19 protein-coding genes, 1 tRNA gene and 1 pseudogene are annotated in these 15,990 nt (G+C 59.8%); 10 read left to right on the forward strand and 11 right to left on the reverse strand.

The window, feature by feature from the left end; all coding sequences use genetic code 11:
- Positions 1-72: 72 nt before the first annotated feature.
- From prfB to AAIL68_RS06960, 4 genes are all read left to right on the forward strand, one after another.
- On the forward strand, positions 73-1,200 hold the full coding sequence (gene prfB, locus AAIL68_RS06945) for a peptide chain release factor 2 (protein ID WP_347138943.1): 1,128 nt from the start codon (positions 73-75) through the stop codon (positions 1,198-1,200).
- Positions 1,201-1,280: 80 nt separating this feature from the next.
- The gene (locus AAIL68_RS06950) at positions 1,281-2,348 is read left to right on the forward strand and encodes a patatin-like phospholipase family protein (RefSeq protein WP_347138944.1); all 1,068 of its coding nucleotides are present in this window, start codon (positions 1,281-1,283) and stop codon (positions 2,346-2,348) included.
- A 55-nt stretch (positions 2,349-2,403) separates the two neighbouring features.
- Positions 2,404-2,479: transfer RNA gene (locus tag AAIL68_RS06955), tRNA-Val, on the forward strand.
- Between the two features lie 605 nt (positions 2,480-3,084).
- Positions 3,085-3,987 (forward strand): DNA adenine methylase, encoded by a 903-nt coding sequence (locus tag AAIL68_RS06960; RefSeq protein ID WP_347138946.1) that lies wholly within the window; start codon positions 3,085-3,087, stop codon positions 3,985-3,987.
- Here the strand turns inward: AAIL68_RS06960 and AAIL68_RS06965 are convergent.
- From AAIL68_RS06965 to AAIL68_RS06990, 6 genes are all read right to left on the reverse strand, one after another.
- Entirely contained in the window at positions 3,976-4,689 is a 714-nt protein-coding gene (locus tag AAIL68_RS06965; protein ID WP_347138947.1) for a hypothetical protein, read from the reverse strand. The genes AAIL68_RS06960 and AAIL68_RS06965 overlap by 12 nt on opposite strands.
- A 204-nt stretch (positions 4,690-4,893) precedes the next feature.
- Entirely contained in the window at positions 4,894-5,376 is a 483-nt protein-coding gene (locus tag AAIL68_RS06970; protein WP_347138948.1) for a hypothetical protein, read from the reverse strand.
- On the reverse strand, positions 5,373-5,831 hold the full coding sequence (locus AAIL68_RS06975; RefSeq protein WP_347138949.1) for a hypothetical protein: 459 nt from the start codon (positions 5,829-5,831) through the stop codon (positions 5,373-5,375). The genes AAIL68_RS06970 and AAIL68_RS06975 overlap by 4 nt, the downstream gene beginning before the upstream one ends.
- Positions 5,828-6,298: a hypothetical protein gene (locus AAIL68_RS06980; protein ID WP_347138950.1), complete on the reverse strand. Its 471-nt coding sequence runs from the start codon at positions 6,296-6,298 to the stop codon at positions 5,828-5,830. Before AAIL68_RS06980 ends, AAIL68_RS06975 begins: the two co-directional genes overlap by 4 nt.
- A 96-nt stretch (positions 6,299-6,394) precedes the next feature.
- A complete protein-coding gene (locus AAIL68_RS06985; RefSeq protein WP_347138951.1) occupies positions 6,395-6,814 on the reverse strand; it encodes a hypothetical protein in 420 nt (139 codons plus the stop codon).
- A 107-nt stretch (positions 6,815-6,921) separates the two neighbouring features.
- Positions 6,922-7,698, reverse strand: a complete 777-nt coding sequence (locus AAIL68_RS06990) for a hypothetical protein (RefSeq protein WP_347138952.1) — start codon at positions 7,696-7,698, stop codon at positions 6,922-6,924.
- Between the two features lie 386 nt (positions 7,699-8,084).
- On the opposite strand from AAIL68_RS06990, the gene AAIL68_RS06995 reads away from it, so the two are divergent.
- Together AAIL68_RS06995 and AAIL68_RS07000 are read left to right on the forward strand one after the other, a co-directional pair.
- Positions 8,085-9,197 (forward strand): hypothetical protein, encoded by a 1,113-nt coding sequence (locus AAIL68_RS06995; RefSeq protein WP_347138953.1) that lies wholly within the window; start codon positions 8,085-8,087, stop codon positions 9,195-9,197.
- Entirely contained in the window at positions 9,190-9,621 is a 432-nt protein-coding gene (locus AAIL68_RS07000; RefSeq protein ID WP_347138954.1) for a hypothetical protein, read from the forward strand. Before AAIL68_RS06995 ends, AAIL68_RS07000 begins: the two co-directional genes overlap by 8 nt.
- Before the next feature lie 162 nt (positions 9,622-9,783).
- On the opposite strand, the gene AAIL68_RS07005 is transcribed toward AAIL68_RS07000, so the two are convergent.
- The 3 genes from AAIL68_RS07005 to AAIL68_RS07015 all read right to left on the reverse strand — a co-directional run bounded on the left by AAIL68_RS07005 (position 9,784) and on the right by AAIL68_RS07015 (position 10,930).
- Positions 9,784-10,167 (reverse strand): hypothetical protein, encoded by a 384-nt coding sequence (locus AAIL68_RS07005; RefSeq protein WP_347138955.1) that lies wholly within the window; start codon positions 10,165-10,167, stop codon positions 9,784-9,786.
- Between the two features lie 155 nt (positions 10,168-10,322).
- Positions 10,323-10,616, reverse strand: a complete 294-nt coding sequence (locus tag AAIL68_RS07010) for a hypothetical protein (RefSeq protein ID WP_347138957.1) — start codon at positions 10,614-10,616, stop codon at positions 10,323-10,325.
- Positions 10,613-10,930, reverse strand: coding sequence for a hypothetical protein (locus AAIL68_RS07015; RefSeq protein WP_347138958.1), 318 nt, complete (start codon positions 10,928-10,930; stop codon positions 10,613-10,615). Before AAIL68_RS07015 ends, AAIL68_RS07010 begins: the two co-directional genes overlap by 4 nt.
- A 130-nt stretch (positions 10,931-11,060) precedes the next feature.
- On the opposite strand from AAIL68_RS07015, the gene AAIL68_RS07020 reads away from it, so the two are divergent.
- On the forward strand, positions 11,061-11,399 hold the full coding sequence (locus tag AAIL68_RS07020) for a hypothetical protein (protein WP_347138960.1): 339 nt from the start codon (positions 11,061-11,063) through the stop codon (positions 11,397-11,399).
- A 46-nt stretch (positions 11,400-11,445) separates the two neighbouring features.
- Here the strand turns inward: AAIL68_RS07020 and AAIL68_RS07025 are convergent, their stop codons facing one another.
- Positions 11,446-11,676: a hypothetical protein gene (locus tag AAIL68_RS07025; protein ID WP_347138962.1), complete on the reverse strand. Its 231-nt coding sequence runs from the start codon at positions 11,674-11,676 to the stop codon at positions 11,446-11,448.
- Between the two features lie 51 nt (positions 11,677-11,727).
- Positions 11,728-11,898, reverse strand: a complete 171-nt coding sequence (locus tag AAIL68_RS07030; RefSeq protein ID WP_347138964.1) for a hypothetical protein — start codon at positions 11,896-11,898, stop codon at positions 11,728-11,730.
- 161 nt (positions 11,899-12,059) lie between these two features.
- On the opposite strand from AAIL68_RS07030, the gene AAIL68_RS07035 reads away from it, so the two are divergent.
- The 3 genes and pseudogenes from AAIL68_RS07035 (at position 12,060) to AAIL68_RS07045 (ending at position 15,988) form a co-directional block, all read left to right on the forward strand.
- Positions 12,060-12,986, forward strand: coding sequence for an IS1595 family transposase (locus AAIL68_RS07035; RefSeq protein ID WP_347138965.1), 927 nt, complete (start codon positions 12,060-12,062; stop codon positions 12,984-12,986).
- Positions 12,979-13,959, forward strand: coding sequence for a P63C domain-containing protein (locus AAIL68_RS07040; protein WP_347138966.1), 981 nt, complete (start codon positions 12,979-12,981; stop codon positions 13,957-13,959). Before AAIL68_RS07035 ends, AAIL68_RS07040 begins: the two co-directional genes overlap by 8 nt.
- Positions 13,960-15,121: 1,162 nt before the next feature.
- Positions 15,122-15,988 (forward strand): annotated as a pseudogene (locus tag AAIL68_RS07045) (terminase gpA endonuclease subunit).
- Positions 15,989-15,990 lie beyond the last annotated feature (2 nt).

The raw sequence follows: 15,990 nt of genomic DNA on the forward strand, positions 1-15,990 counted from the left end.
GCCGCGCCCTTGCCGGGCGGCTTCTCGCGCGTTATCACCCCTGACCTGACGCCAGCCTTAAGGATCCCGCCCATGCGCGCCGAGACGCAGTCCACCATCGAGGCCATCAAGCGTTCGTTGACCCTGCTGGGCCAGCGGATGGACTGGCAGACCGCGCCCCACCGGCTGGAGGAGATGAACGCCATGATCGAGGCGGGCGACCTGTGGTCCGACCCCGCCCGCGCGCAGAAGCTGATGCGCGAGCGCCAGGCGCTGTCGGACGCGATCGAAACCTATCGCCGCATCGACGGGGATCTTTCGGCCAATGCCGAGATGGTCGAACTGGCGGAAGAGGAAGGCGATCCCGAACTGGTGGCCGAGGCCGAGGCGAACCTGAAATCGCTGGCCGAACTGGCCGCGCAGAAGGAACTGGAGGCCCTGCTGAACGGCGAGGCGGATGCCAACGACACCTTCCTGGAAATCAACGCGGGCGCGGGCGGCACGGAAAGCTGCGACTGGGCATCCATGCTGGCGCGCATGTATGTCCGCTGGGCCGAGAAGAAGGGCTACGAGGTCGAGCTTCTGTCGGAAACCTCGGGCGACGAGGCGGGCATCCGCAGCGCGGCCTACAAGATCAGCGGCCACAACGCCTATGGCTGGCTGAAATCGGAATCGGGCGTGCATCGCCTGGTCCGCATCAGCCCCTATGACAGCGCGGCGCGGCGGCATACCTCCTTCAGTTCGGTCTGGGTCTATCCGGTCGTCGATGACAATATCGAGATCGACATCCCCGACCGCGACATCCGCATCGACACCTATCGGTCCTCGGGTGCGGGCGGGCAGCACGTCAACACTACCGATTCTGCCGTGCGCATCACCCACCTTCCGACCGGCATCGTGGTCACGTCGTCGGAAAAGTCCCAGCACCAGAACCGCGCCAACGCCATGGCCGCGCTGAAATCGCGCCTCTACCAGATGGAACTGGACCGCCGGAACGCCGAGATCAACGCGCAGCACGCCGCCAAGGGCGATGCGGGCTGGGGCAACCAGATCCGCTCCTATGTCCTGCACCCCTATCAAATGGTCAAGGATCTGCGCACGGGCGAGGAAACCAGCGACACCCAGGGCGTCCTGGACGGCGACCTGGATGCCTTCATGGCGGCGACCTTGGCCCTGGACGTGGCGGGCAAAAGCCGGGCTGAGGCCAACGCCGAGGATTGATCCCCGCCGCCGTTCCCGTCTCGCTCCCCGTGGACCGCGCGCGCTTTCCCGCTATGCTGCGCGGCAAAGCGAGGACCGCGATGGACGAAAAGCACATCAACCTGGCCTTGCAGGGCGGCGGCGCGCATGGTGCCTTCGCCTGGGGCGTGCTGGACCGCCTGCTGGATGAGGATTGGCTCACGATTTCCGCCATCACCGGCACCTCGGCGGGCGCGCTGAACGGGGCGGCGCTGAAGGCCGGGCTGTCGCGGCACAAGGGCGCGGCGGGGCGGCGCGCGGCGCGAGAGAACCTGGATTACCTTTGGGCACAGGTGGGCCAGATCAGCGACAACCGGATCGTGCGCTGGATGCATTCGCTGATGCCCGTGCCGCGCGGGATGGACCGGCTGACAGAACTGTTCTCGCCCGCCGCATGGCTGGACAACTTGACGCGCCTTTTCAGCCCCTATGACTATGGGCCGTTCTATGTGAACCCGCTGGGATCCGTGCTGCGCGAACTGCCCTGTCCCGATTTCAGCAACAGCCGTGGCCCGCAACTGTTCGTCGCGGCCACCAATGTGCGGACGGGGCGGATCCGGGTCTTCACCAATGCGGCGGCGACGGTGGATGCGGTCATGGCCTCGGCCTGCCTGCCCCACCTGTTCCGCGCGGTCGAGATCCCCGATCCCGTGACCGGCAGGCTGGAGGCCTTCTGGGACGGCGGCTTCGCCTCGAACCCGGCGCTGTTTCCATTGTATGACCACCGCCTGCTGCGCGACATCGTCATCGTGAACATCAACCCCCTGCTGCGCGAGGGCCTTCCCCGCACCCCGGTCGAGATTGCCGACCGCGTGAACGAGGTCAGCTTCAACGCATCCCTGATGGCCGACCTGCGCGCGATCAACTTCGTCAAGAAGCTGTTCGCCGAAGGGCACCTGCAGGACCGTGCCATGAAGAACCCGCTGGTCCACATGATCCTGGACGACGTTCTGATGAACGACCTGACGGCGCGCTCCAAGCTGATGCCCGCGCCCGGCCTGCTGGCGCGGATGAAGCTGGCAGGCCAGACCGCCGCCGACAGCTTCCTGCGCGACCACGCCGATGCGCTGAACACGCGCGACACGGTCGATCTGCCTGCACTGTTCGCGGGTTCGGGCATCGTCGGCTAGCATGGCGAAATGGACACTGGCCAAGGCACCCGCAGGACGCTAGAAGGCATCCGGCGGGCGGTTAGCTCAGTTGGTAGAGCGCTTCGTTTACACCGAAGATGTCGGGGGTTCGAGTCCCTCACCGCCCACCACTTTTCAAGCATTTAGTAGATCAGTCTCGGGCCGTGTTCCCAATCTTGGGAAGCAGCAGCAGGGTTTCGGCGTTCATATGTTCCACTTCGGCACGCCGCGCATAATGTCTTGCCATCTTCTCGGATAGGTGCGGACATTCGGCGGCGGGACTCTCGCATGACCAGCATCCGCCAGATTGCCCGCGAGGCCGAGGTACAACCGTCCACGGTCCTGCGCTGGGTCAGGACGCGGCAGGTGCCGCGAATATAGCCCGTGAAGAAGATGTTTCAGGGCCGTTTCAAAAAACGTCGCGCTGCAAATTTCGGTGGCGGATACTGCAAGAATTCGTGCCCGGCTACACGGGGCTTTTCAGTTACCCAGTGTTCCCCGAAAAACAAACAGGGCCTAGCTAATGCCAGCTAGGCCCTTGTTTTTGTTGGCTCCGGCGGTAGGGATCGGAGCTACTCTTTAATAAATGCCGCGAGATCAGGGCGTTGTGTTCGGCGGGTCGGCGGGGCCGTGTTACCTTTGTCACCTCACGATAGTTCTCCCGGCTGACGGTAGCAAGGACGACTAGACCACGAGTCACCGGATCCCTAGTATAGAGGACTCGCGCGGAGGTCCCATGCTGCAATCCACCAAAGTCCCCCATGCCATCCCCTACCAGGGGAGCAAGCGCGCCTTGGCGCCGTCGATCGCCGGATACCTGCCACATCAGATCGAGACGCTCTATGAGCCTTTCGCCGGTTCGGCCGCCATGACGATCTACGCTGCGCAGCATAAGATCGCCAAGCGCTTCGTGATCGGGGACAGTCTCCCCCAGATCGTCGATCTTCTCCGGGCTATCATCGAGGAACCGGACCGGACCGCCCGAACCTACCGCGAGGTGTGGGAAGGGTATGACGGTCAGGACTTGAAGTATTTCAACATGGTCCGGGATCGTTACAACCAGGACCGCGATCCGGTTGACCTGCTCTACATCATTGCCCGGTCTGTCAAGAATGCCGTTCGATTCAATAAGTCAGGTTCTTATTCCCAGTCCCAGGACAAGCGGCGTGCCGGAACCCGCCCGGAACGGATGCGGACGGAGATAGTGGCAATCTCCTCTCTTCTGAAAGGGAAGTGTGAGTTCCGCGTCGGGGATTGGACCGAGACCACGGCCGACGCCGGAGCGTGCGATTACGTCTACATGGATCCGCCGTATCACGGAACGTCTAACGGCGCCGACCTGCGCTACCATGCGCAGCTGACCAGGACCGACCTTATCACCGGACTTGAGGAACTGCTGTCGCGGGGCGTCCGATTTGCCTTGTCCTACGATGGGACGACGGGCGGTAGGGAGTATGCGCCGCCGCTTCCCGAAAGCCTGGGCCTGCGCCGCGTCATGCTGCACGCCGGTCGGTCCAGTCAGGCGACGCTCCAGGGCAAGGACGAGGAGACGGTTGAGAGTCTCTATCTGACGCCCGACCATCGAGAGCCGCGCCAGAATGCGCAGTATTCGGAAAGCCAGGCAGCACTAGCCTTCTGAGAGGATCCTCTTGGCTACATCCCGAACGTCCGCGCGTTCCTGATCGGCTCGATACTTGAGCCGGTCAAAGGCCGAGACGGAATCTCCCTGCCAGGTGAGCACCAGGCGGCGTTCCTCCTCCATTGCGATGTGATCGTAATCCTCAGGGAAGGCCCAGAAGCAACGGCGGCAAATGCCGGGATCGAGGATTTCCAAGAAGTTCCGGCAGTGCTCGCAGGACCACGACTTCGCGCGCTGGTTCGACGCGTCGATCAGCATGTAGTCGGCTGGGTCTCGGCTGTCGTCCCCCGCCACCTCATAGGGGATGCGGTGATCGATCTGCAGGTAGCGCGCTTTCATCCGCTCCCCGGAGATGTGATCCTTCTCGCCGTATGCCTTGACGAGTTCCTCCTTGAAGCCCTTCGAGAATACCTTGCGCCCACCGATGCGCCCGCCCTTGATTTTCGAGGGGTTTGCGAAGGTGTAGACCCCCATCCGTCGTCCCTCTGCATTGGTCGTAAACGACGTATCAAGAGGTATACCGTTCTCTCGGACATCTCGGGCAGCCCTCGGAGGGTGGTTGTATCCGTAAAGTTCCTTCAGTTCGTCCGTGGTTATTCGACCGTGCTGGATGATGTGGTCAATGACCGTCCTTGGTCGCTTGTCCGTTACCTTCTCGCATAGCTCAAGGATCCGCGGATCTATAGCGGCTGGCTTCGTCATGCTGGCTGTCCCTTTCCCGTTTTTTGTTATTCGTCTTCATGACGCTAAGGGGAACAGGGGCAACCTGGAAGCAAAAAGACCCGCCATCTGGCGGGTCTTCTGTCGCATCACGAGGAGAAAGGATAACCCTCGCTGCGACTGCTGGTGTTTTCCCTGCGAACGCACCGCCAGCTGGCGCCCCCAGCAGGATGACGCCCGCTGGCTTTACCCTCTCAGTATATCCTGATGATCACCACGGAGTGTGGCGCTCATGCGGTGGATCCGCGCGATCCTGATCAACCGGTGCAGCTCGTCGTAGCTGTGCGCTACCGCCTTTTGGACTCGCGCTTCAGCATCATGACCACCTGACCAGAGACGCCGCCATTCCGCCCGGGTTTGGCGGGCCTGCCTGCGCGCAGATTTCTCGATATCATCTATCGAGGGGATCTTTTCTTCCCGCAGGCCTTCACCCTCCGGGCCGTCGATCTCGCCGATGACGGCACGGGGGCATTCGTTAGAGGTGACCCATGCTGATGACCCTGTGGGCCCTTCGATGCCGGCGATGAACCGCCCGGTGGGGCTGTCTGGGCGCCGAAGTTCGAGGGACAGCCAGAATGTCGTGGCCCCGGAGGTGAGGCTGAGGATGGGCTGAACCTGATAAGGGGCGCCGCCAATGGCGACGCTCCTGATAGGGATGACGTCCGTCATGCTGACCGCCGTTCACGGAGGGGCCAGACGTAGTGTCGGTAGAGGCGGTCCTCCCGCACAATGTCCGGGTTCATGCTGTGAATATCACCAAACTGGAAGGCGCCAATATAGTCATACCCGGCCGGCGCATCCTCCTCATCAAAGGACACCCTCACGTCAAACAGGACGTGACCTCCTTCGATATCTGCCAAGGCATAGATATGGACCGGGGTCTCGTAGCTGGTGCTTTCTCCCCGGCAGCCTAGTCGGTAAGCTGCAGGCCCGAGAGACGACCTGACGGCCGCCCTGAGAGACCTGAGGTCTAACGAATAGCCGGGAGTATCGAGCCTCTTGTCCAGCGCGTGAAGATCGCTCTGTGCCTCGGGGTCAGCGCGATGGATGCGGCTGATGTCGAGCCAGTAGCCGTGCAGGCGCTTCTCTGAGCGAGCGCATTCGTGGAAGGGAGGCGTCCTCATGTCCGCACCTCATTCAGGCGGATAAGCACGCCCTCGGCATAGACCATATCCTGATCAGTCCAGACCTTGCCGGGGCTCCGCGCGCACTCAAGCACCCGACGCGCCAATTTGCGATCTGAGATGAGGCCCGAAGCGTTGATTGCGCGATCGATAATCCTGACCGCTTCTGCGTCCGTGCGGGCAGCCAGGGCGTCCGCTACCGGATCATCGTCCGTGATCGAGGGCACGGGCTCTTTGTCGCTCGACCAGTCGATGAACTCGAGCGGCACCATGCCATCGGGATATCGGCACGGGACGGGAGAACGGGCGGTTTCCAGAAGGTCAAGATGAGCTTGGACTTTCTGCATGAACGCCATGCCTTCCGGGCTCATCTCATGCGGCCTGTGCGTCATATGATCGTCGATGATCTGACGCAGTTCGTCGTCGTCCTGAGCGCCGAAAACCGCGCTGGTGAGATCCTCAAGCATTCTCTTTCCTCCTGAACCCGGCGGCCGGCCGGTGCGGCGGTCCCTTCGTGAGCCCGTCCATACTGCTGGGGTTCTCCGCCAGCAGTATGGCGAGGATCACGCGTCGTTCGAGAAGCTGATCCGCAGTTCGATATCTTCCATCCGACCCTCTTCCCCCTCGCCGGGCAGGCTCTCGATCTGGATGATCGCGGACAAGTCGGGATGCCTGTTGATCTTGTGAAGCGCGTGTATGAAGAGCATCCGAAGGTCCAAAAGCCGGAGATCTTCAGAAGCGAGGCACCGGAAACCCACGGACAACTCATCGCCCTTCGGGTCGTCGGCATAGAGCAGGTATGCCGTCAGATCTGAGTTCTCATCGGTATACCACTCACAGTCGATCTCCTCGCCGCGCTTGGCGGGGTTGAGATCGAGATAGAGGCCAAAAACGTCCTCGACGATTTCAGAGACCGTTTCGCGACCGCCCTTCGCGTCCTGCGCGATGGTCCGGAGGAGGTGGTCTTTCGGAAGGGTCAGCATGCAGTAGGTCCTTTCTGGAAGTCCGGCGGCCGGCCGGTCGGCGGTCTCGAGTGAGCCCGGCCAGACCGCCCCCCGGTTCTCCGTAGGGGCGGCAAGGCGAGGATCGCTCAGCCGAGTTGGATCAGCTCCGGATGCTTCCCGTAGGGCCTCCGCGCTATGAACCACGTCAAGGTGCCGAAGTGCTCCAGCACGGCGTCCCTGACCTCATCTGACCGATTGGCGGGGAAGCGGAACTGGTCACGGTAAATGCGGGCGCCGATCCCTTCTGCCCACTTCTTGAAGGACTCATTCTCCGGGACGTTCGAGAGAATCATCACGTCCTCGTATGTCGTCTCGAGTATGAGTCCGCGATCCGCCGCTTCCGCTTTAAGATCCCGGGTAGGGGTCTCATGTTCCCTGAAAGCCCGCACCGCCGCGGCCCCGGCCGCGTTATCGTAGACCATCCTCCTCGCCGCTTCCCTGACCTGATGGAGGGCGCTCTTGGCACCCGAGCAGTCGGCCACAACATTGATCTCCGGCTTCGCCTTCGACTTCTTGATCTTCTTCTTGAAGAGGCGGGCGGCGTCGGCGGCGCTATCGGGCGAACAGTCACCGTCGATCAGCCGATCAACAGCCTTCGCGAAGCGACGGACGGCGATCAGACGATCTTCGGGAACCCCGTGAACCTCCGCGCAGTGAGCCGCCGTCCTCGCTGCATGCATCTCCGGCCAGGGGTATGCCCTCGAGGGACTGCGGCAGGTCCGGACGGCCTCGGTTCTCTCATCCGCGGTAAACCTGCCAGCCCGATCAAAGGAACCCGGTGGGTTCGTGTTGCGGCTTTTCCGGCGGAAAAACTCTTCGCCAGCTTTGATCTCCGCCTCAGAATAACCGGCTAAGTCGGCCATAGTTTTCGCCAGCGAAATAGAAACGTCCACATTAGAAATGGCATTTCCTTTTGCATTTACCTTCGAATTAAACATCGCATTTCCTTTTCTATTTCCGAAACTGGTCACCGCGACCGGTCTCGTTCATCAGACATACTGCGATCCGAGCACCAATCAAGCACAAGTTTTGTTAAAATATTAAAACTAAACCAGTCAGTTAGCGCGTTTTCTCTTACAAATAAGAGGGAAACGGATAATCGGGGTAAGGGTATAAACTTTTTGTGTGCGACTATGTGTATAAAATGTGTTCAAGCGCGCTTGACTTATGGCTGGCGGACGATATTTGCGAATAAGGCGGGGGCCGGTGATAATAGGAGATATCAAATATGGCCGCGACACTCAGAGAAATGATCCGTCATATCGGCGGTGAAAATCAGGCTAAAGCGGCCAAGATCCTGGGGCTCTCGCGAACCACGGTCAGCGCAGCATATAATGGGGGGCAAGTTTCCCAGGCGACCGCGCGCAAGATCCGCTCTGGCTATGCGACGACGCTTAAAGAGGACGCTAAGAACGGGGCAAAAGTGGCCGAGATGACGGCAGGCACCTGGGCTGTTGGTCTCCCTGAAACGCGGTCTGCTGATCCTGAGATCAGGGGTGAGTGCGTCGTGTCGCACCTGCGCGAACCCGCTTTTTCGCTTCACGTCGAGATCCGCTACGGCAAGGATGCCGACGAGCCTGAAATGACGCTCACGCGCGTAACCGGGAAGAAGACCGGTCTCGGGGTGCTCGTGGAGACCGCACGTGAGAAGGCCCTTTCGTTCATATCTCGTCAGAACCTGGGAGAGCAGGATGTCCGGATGATCGGGCGTCTTCAGCGTCAGTATGCGGGCAAGGGGTTCAGTCTCAGAGAAGCAAGGTCGGCGAAATGGAGCGATCTGCTGCACACGATCGACGAACTTTCAGACGACGATCTGGAAGCTGCCCGCGGGGTCGCTGACCGCCTGGGGCAGGACGCCAAGGCACACCGGCGGGCGCTGGGCGACATGACAGACGGTGACAACGAGGCTTATGAAGCCGGCCGGGCGGCAGGTCTTGCTGAGATGCGGGAGCAGATCATCCGCGAGCTTCTCGCAGAGGGCCGCAGGTCGGAGATGAAGCCGGTCGGGATGCTGATGCTCAAGCGTCAAATTGCGGACCGGGACACGGTGCGCGGCGGAAGGAGGTCGGATCAGCAGGTCAATAAACAGATCGACGATTGGCACGCTGAAGTTCGTGAGGAGCTGCTCAAGGAAGGCATCGAGGTTAGTGTCTGCCTGATGCCTGAAGGCCTCGACTGGCCCACATCGCTTGCCGTCTCCTCGGCGATTTCGGAAGCCGTGGGCACTGTCGCAATCGCGTCTGGGACCCGTGCAAAACAGCAGATCGAGGAGGCTAAAGAGGCGGTCAAGACGGCCATCCGGTCTGTCGTAGTCCCGTCATCTTTCCGGGGAGATGAACAAGAAGGTGACGCACATGTCTGACATCCGCGACAAAATAGTGACAATCTCAGGTTTCAAGGGCCACGGTGCGGTCGCCAGGGCGGCCGAGAAATTGGGCGTCTCTCAGCGCACACTGCACCGCGCGATGACCTCGGGGCCCTCCGCAAAACTGCGGGAGATCATCGACGCCGCAGAAGAAGCGGCGCTGATGGAAATGGGATGCGGGAGCCGCGCTTACGAAGCAGAGCTGGCCGCTCATGCGAAGGCGATGGCCGCGTATGTGAAGCGGATCAAGGGATCCAGTCGGAAGGGATCTCCGGTCGAGGAGCAGCTGCGGACAGAGCGGATGCTCGGGTATGCTGACGCTCTGGTCCAGATGTGCAACAAGAAAAACCGGCGCGGCTGGCTCATGTATGTGATGAAGAATTTCGCGGCGCAGATCCAGCAGCCTGAGCAGCCGCGCTGACCTTCTTCCGAACCTCTTGGCAGGCCCCCTCATCGGGGGCCTTTCTCATTCTAGCGTGAGGTCCGGAAAACAGTCAGGGGACCCCGGAGGATCCCCTGGCGCGGTCGGCGTCTAGCCTGGCCCCGTGTCATCGACATGATGGATGATACCCGAATTTGGCGGTCAAGCCGGGGCGATCTCTATCCCTTCGAGAAGCCGGATCAGCGCGAGTGCGTCGGTCCCGTTCAGGTCGCCGGGAACGGGTCGGCAGAGCGGCTCCGGGGCGACGACGCGGAGATATATGATCCGGTCGTCGACGACGCAGGGCAGCACGTCAGTGCCGATGGGCGGGGTGGGGGTCAGCGCGATAGTCACAGTCTCACCCGAAGCTGTTTTGTGCTCCAGTCGCACGGTCTCTCCCGTCACGTCCAGGTGGTCAGCAAGACGGTCGATGGTCCGGCCGCCGGTGGCGCGAGAGAGACGCCGAAGGGCCTCGTGCTGAAGGCGGCCACGGGTGCGCCTGCGGAGAGACTCGACCTCGCCGAGATGGCCGGTCAGCGCGTCCATCAGGGCGCCCATCTCGGCTTTCAGGAGGACGGCTTCACGCGCTGTCGGGGGCGGGATTGGGTCTCCAGGACCGGCGCTGAGATGGCTTTCGATAATAGAAATGGAGTCGAGGACGAGGGTTAATTTTCGGTGATCTGGGTTGGCTAAGACGCGGTTCAATTTCCATTCCCTTTCGTTTCGGAAACGAGTTTCGCTTTCTCGTTCCGGAATTGACTTTGGTCGGAGAAGGTGACCTTTCCTTGGGTTCCGGCTTCCTGAAGGACGGCTTGGACGCACTGTCGGGCATGGGTGTCGGAGGCGTAGAGGGCCGCTCGGTAGGACTTCATGGCGGCGTCTCGGCGGCCCTGGTCGGCGGCTGGGTCGGACATGATGTCTTCGTAAAAGCGGAATGCGGACTCGGCTTCGAGAGCGAATAGGCGTGAGCGCTTGGCGATGTCCAGGGCGGTCATGCTGCACCTCGTTTCTTTGCGGGGACCTGAGCGTGGGAGAAGATCGTGACCATCGTCCGCTCGTTCATCGAACGTCGGCACCAGGCGCAGTGGCGGTGGCCGAAATTCGATGACAGCATCAGGTCGCCGCAGCGTTTGCAGTCTCTAACGCGCGCCTCAGGATGGATGACGTCGCTTAGGTCGGCTGTGCCAAGGACGCCGGCGACATCCTGCAGGGTCCGGTCTAGGGAGGCCGCGCACTGGGTCAGCGTCTTGTGCTCACGACGCAGGTCGAGCAGCTGCTGTAGCTCTGAGCGTGTCCAGGTGTGCGCCATGTCCGGGCCTCCTTCCTTTTCGAAAAGGATACGGCGGACGTGCTGGGCAGATGGTGGCGGTCGCATTTTCGTTGACCGGGATTCTGCGCGCCGAGTATCCTGCAAGCAGGCTTTTCAGGAGGTTATTGGGATGAAGTCTTTCTTGGTGGCGGCTGCGATCCCGGCGCTGGGCGTGGGCGTGGGCGCGGCGGAGGCGAAGCCGTCGAGCTGCAGCCTCGTCATCGCGGAGCGCGATGTTTTTGACGGGACCTGCGATTTTAACAGTGATCCGGACGGAAGCTTTCGGCTGACTTATGCGGGCCAAAATTACTTCGTCTACGTCAATGTGGTCGAGCCGGGATCGGCCAAAGGCTACTGGAACGGCTGGACGCAGGAATCCCGCGCACACGACGATCTCGGGACGCTGACGCGAGAGGAGAAAGATCCGGCGTGCTGGTCTAACGGGTATGCTCGGGTGTGCGCGCGCTAAATGACATAACCCTGGCCTGCGTCGGCCGGGGCTTGTTCGTGAGGAGTCAGCGGACATCGGCCATCCCGGCCTTGCGCTCTTGCCTAGCGATAGCCCTCCGAAGAGCGCGTGCGGCGGCGCGGTCAACGTCTTGGGCGGCGTAGGAGACTGTCCTGGGTCCTTGGACGGCCTTCGATCTGTCGCAAGCGATAAAAGCAATCATATCGTCCAGATCCTCCGAGGAGGACTTTGTGCTGACAGATGCCTGGTGCGTCTCGATGGTGATCGTGTCGTCCATCGTGCTGGTCCTTTCTGAAGGGGTGATCGTGTTCGGAAGGGGTATCGAGGCCTACTCGGGCGCTTCGTTGCGTTCGGCCTGCGCGGCCGCGGCGCGGGCGCCATCGATCTGGTGGATGGTGATCTCGACCGCAAAAGAGCCGACCAGCCAGCCGCAGAAGAGGAGTATGATGCCAAGGAGGATCGCAGCGGCGACAGGGTTGTCGTCGTCAGGATGCGGCATACTAGGGCCGAGGCAGGAGCATGAAGGGGATGGGGCGGGTCTGGTCGAAGACGGTCTTCTCGCCGCATAGGAATTAAAGGGGGACTACATACCTAACTAGCCAAAAAACTATTGCAGTCTTTGGCTAGTTAGGTTATCACGGCTCTACAAGGAGCCAGTTCATGCCCAACCCTGAAACGCTTTCGACCTTCCAATTCTTCCATCGCTTCCCCAATGAAGAAGCGGCTCGTAAGCATTTTGAAGGTGAGAGGTGGGGTAATCAGCCTGTATGCGGTCATTGCGGGTCTGTGGATGTGGTTGAGGTCAAGGACCACAAGCCGATGCCCTACCGCTGCAAGGATTGCCGCAAGCACTTTAGCGTCCGCACCGGAACCGTTCTGGCCGAAAGCCGCCTGCCGCTGCAAAAGTGGCTGCTGGCGATCTACATGCTCACCAGCGCCCGCAAAGGTATCCCTAGCACCCAGATGGCGCGCGAACTCGGCGTCACACAGAAAACCGCATGGTTCCTCGCACAGCGCATCCGCGAAACCTGGCTTAAAGACCGCGACGACCACATGGATGGTCAGGTGCAGGTCGATGAAACCTATGTTGGTGGCCGCGAAAAGAACAAACACGCCGCCAAGAAGCTGCACGCCGGTCGCGGGACTGTCGGGAAAACCGCTGTTGTTGGTGTTCGTTCAGAAACTGGCGAGGTCCGTGCCGTGGTCGTGGAAAACACCAAGGCCGCGACTCTTGAAAAGTTCGTTCGGCAGCACGCCCAGCATGGCGCTACTGTCGTGACCGACACACACGGGGGTTACATCGGCCTGTCGGGCGCGGGCTTTAACCATATCCGCATCAAACATTCGGCTGGTGAGTATATCCGTGACATGGCTCATACCAACGGCATCGAAAGCTTCTGGTCACGGCTCAAGCGCGGTTACATCGGCATCTACCACTACATGAGTGCCAAGCACCTGCAACGCTATGTGAAGGAGTTCTCTTTCCGCCACAACACCGCAAAGGTCGGCACCATGAATTTTATCGGAATGACAATCGACCGCATGGCAGGCAAGCGACTGACATACAAAGGGCTGATTAATGGATGACGACAAGAAAAACCTGATTGAACCGATCACTGATGGCACTTTTGATGATGTGGTCAATAAAATTGTTGGGGTGGCAGAAAAAAGCGAAGAGGACACCCCCAGAGCGCGATATGGCGGCATCCTAGCAATCAGTGACGTGCAGATCCCCTGCTACGTGCTGGAAGATGGAACGCGAGTAATTCATCAGCGCGGAATGGTCAGTTCTTTAGGAATGTCACGTGGCGGCAGTTCAAGAGGAGGCGGTGACCGTCTCGCGCATTTCGTCGCGCAAAAGACACTTTCTCCGTATGTTTCCAAAGAGTTAACGGAGGTGACCCAAGACCCTCTTCTGTTTCGTACTGACAAAGGTGCTCTTGCCTATGGGTATGACGCTACGGTCTTGGCGGATATTTGTGAGGCCATTCTCTCGGCTAGGGCAAAAGACGCTTTAAGCAAGCAGCAAAAACATATCGCGGAGAAAGCTGAAATTCTTGTTCGGGCATTTGCACGAGTTGGCATTGTTGCCCTCGTGGACGAAGCCACTGGATTCCAGACTAGTCGGGGGCATGATGCGCTTCGCTTGCTCTTGGAGCGATACATCGCAGATGGCTTGCAAAAATGGATACATACTTTCCCGGACTCGTTCTTCGCTGAGTTGGATAGGCTGTACGACAACGCTCCAACGACAGCGCGTTCGCGCCCGCAATACTATGGCCGCTTCATCAACAAGTATGTGTACGACCCTATCGAACACGGCTACGTAAAAGCTGAGTTGGACAAATTAAACATTACAGACGAAGGAAAGCGCCGCGCGAGGTTTCATCAGTGGCTTACAAGCGAAGGGAGAACAATTCTCACCCGCCAGATTGGCAAGGTGGAAGGCATGATGGAGATGTGCGGTGACATCGAACAATTTAAGGAAATGGTTAAGCGCAGGAAGGCAGTGACCGTTGCGCCATATTTGTTTGATGAGATGAACAGAATCATCGACTGAGGAACAAAACGGGACTCGACTCGCCAATGGAGACCCTCTTATAGTTCTAGAGACGGCTACCGTCACACTCCTTTGCACCCGAAACGCCCTTGATAGGCGGCGAGGGCGCAGGGTGCGCCTTCGGAGCGCTGGGCTGCTTCCCAGCATTCCATCAAGGAGGTGCCGCGATGGCAGCTTGCGCATGGCCGAAACCGGTGAGTGTATGCTCATATATCCGGTTTCGGTTTGGGAAATGGGAGCGTGTGGTTTCGCACTGCCGCTCGTATCCGTCTCGTTAACGGGTTGCAGCCCTAGAGACTCGTAAGAAGGCGTGTAGCCGTCACTTCTTTACTTAGGTTAGAATAACAAGCAGCGAGATGAACTGTCCAGCCTAACCGTTCTAGCCATCTTTGAGTAAGGGCGTAGCCGAATTTTTCTGGCTAGTTAAGTATGTAGCCCCCCACTTTTTGGCCTCATCAGCCATGAAATCCGCTATGCGCTGTCTATCACTCATGCGCAGACATATAGCCCGTCCGCGTGAAACGGCCGGTTGCGTTCAGGAAGTGGGATGATCCCCGGCCCTCATGAATAGCCTATGACGACATCGCGTCTGGAGGTGATCAGCGCCCCCTAGAAGTGACCCAAGAAATTTCTTGTGCCATTCTTGGGTCACTTTCTTGTCAACCCGTATACCCCTGAAGAACAATCACAATATCCTCTTCAGAAAGAATGACCCAAGAAGGACAAGAAATAGGAGTATATCCAGTTCTCACATCCCCATCCTCTCTCCTGAATATATATAGAGGGAATGCGGGATTTCTTGTGCCCCTTGGGTCACTTGGGTCACCTTTCGAAAAATTCTTTATTCAACAGGAGAAATGGTGACCCAAGAAGTGACCCAAGAATGGCACAAGAAACTTCTCGGGTCACTTTTGGCGCCTCTTGGGTCAGGATCGGGCTCTGACGCCTCGGCGAGCACGGCATTGCCTCCCGCTTCTCGAAAAGGGATCGCCACGACCCGACAGGGCGCCAGGAGGCATCATGGGACATGCAGATCGATATGGAGGTCCGATCCCATCGCCTGAAGAGGGCCGCAGACGCTGCCGAGGCCAAGGCCCGCAAAGCCGGCATGCGCGCGATCAACGACGCCGTCTTTGAGACCCGCAAATTGACGCCAACGCTGATGGCGTATTCGATCGACAGGCCTAACGCATACACCACAGGTGTCGATAACCAGTCCTCTGGCATCGAAAAGAACAGCGCCAGCCAAGGCCGCCTGGAGGCCAAGGTGGTGGATTGGGGAGATGGGGACGAGTCGTGGTCTCTCGGCTATCACGTGATCGACGGAGACCCGTCAACGGCTGAACCGTGGGATGTTCTCAACGAGATCCTCTTGCGGAGATACGAGACCGAAGACGGCCGCACCCTGGTTTGCCAGGCCGCATGCATCGACACTGGTGGGCATCACTCCAGCGCGGTCAAAGATTTCTGCGGCGCGCGAACCATGCGTCGCGTCTGGGGTATTAAGGGCGCGAACGAAGCGGCTGGTTCGAGGAAGGAAATCTGGCCCAAGGTAGCGTCCACTGCGAAAGGTGGCGGCAAGATCTTCCTGATCGGCACACAATCAGCAAAAGACAAAGTCGCTGATCATCTCGCGAAGAAGCAACCGGGACTCGGCTACATGCATATCCCGCAGGACGATCGTCCCGCTGCATGGATCGATTAACTTACCTCCGAGAAGCGTGTCGTTTTCTAACAGAACGGCCGCGCAAAGACGCAGTGGAAGCCGAAGAAAGTCGGCATCAGGAACGAGTCCCTGGACTGCCGCGTCTACGCGATCGCCGCGTTGGAAGGCCTCCGTAAGATCGGCGGAGGAGCCCTTCAAGCAGTCCTGCCCGCGAAGTCCATTGACGTGCCCTCACCCCTTCCTTCCGAAGAACCGGGCGACAGTCCGGCCCCGGCCATGGCACCGAAGCCCAGACCCGCAGCCTTGCGTCCGAAGCCTAAGCTTCGTCGCGGGCCGCCTAGATCAAGTATCTGGGGGAGGTAGCC

Source organism: Paracoccus sp. SSK6, assembly GCF_039770665.1.
Lineage (GTDB): Bacteria > Pseudomonadota > Alphaproteobacteria > Rhodobacterales > Rhodobacteraceae > Paracoccus.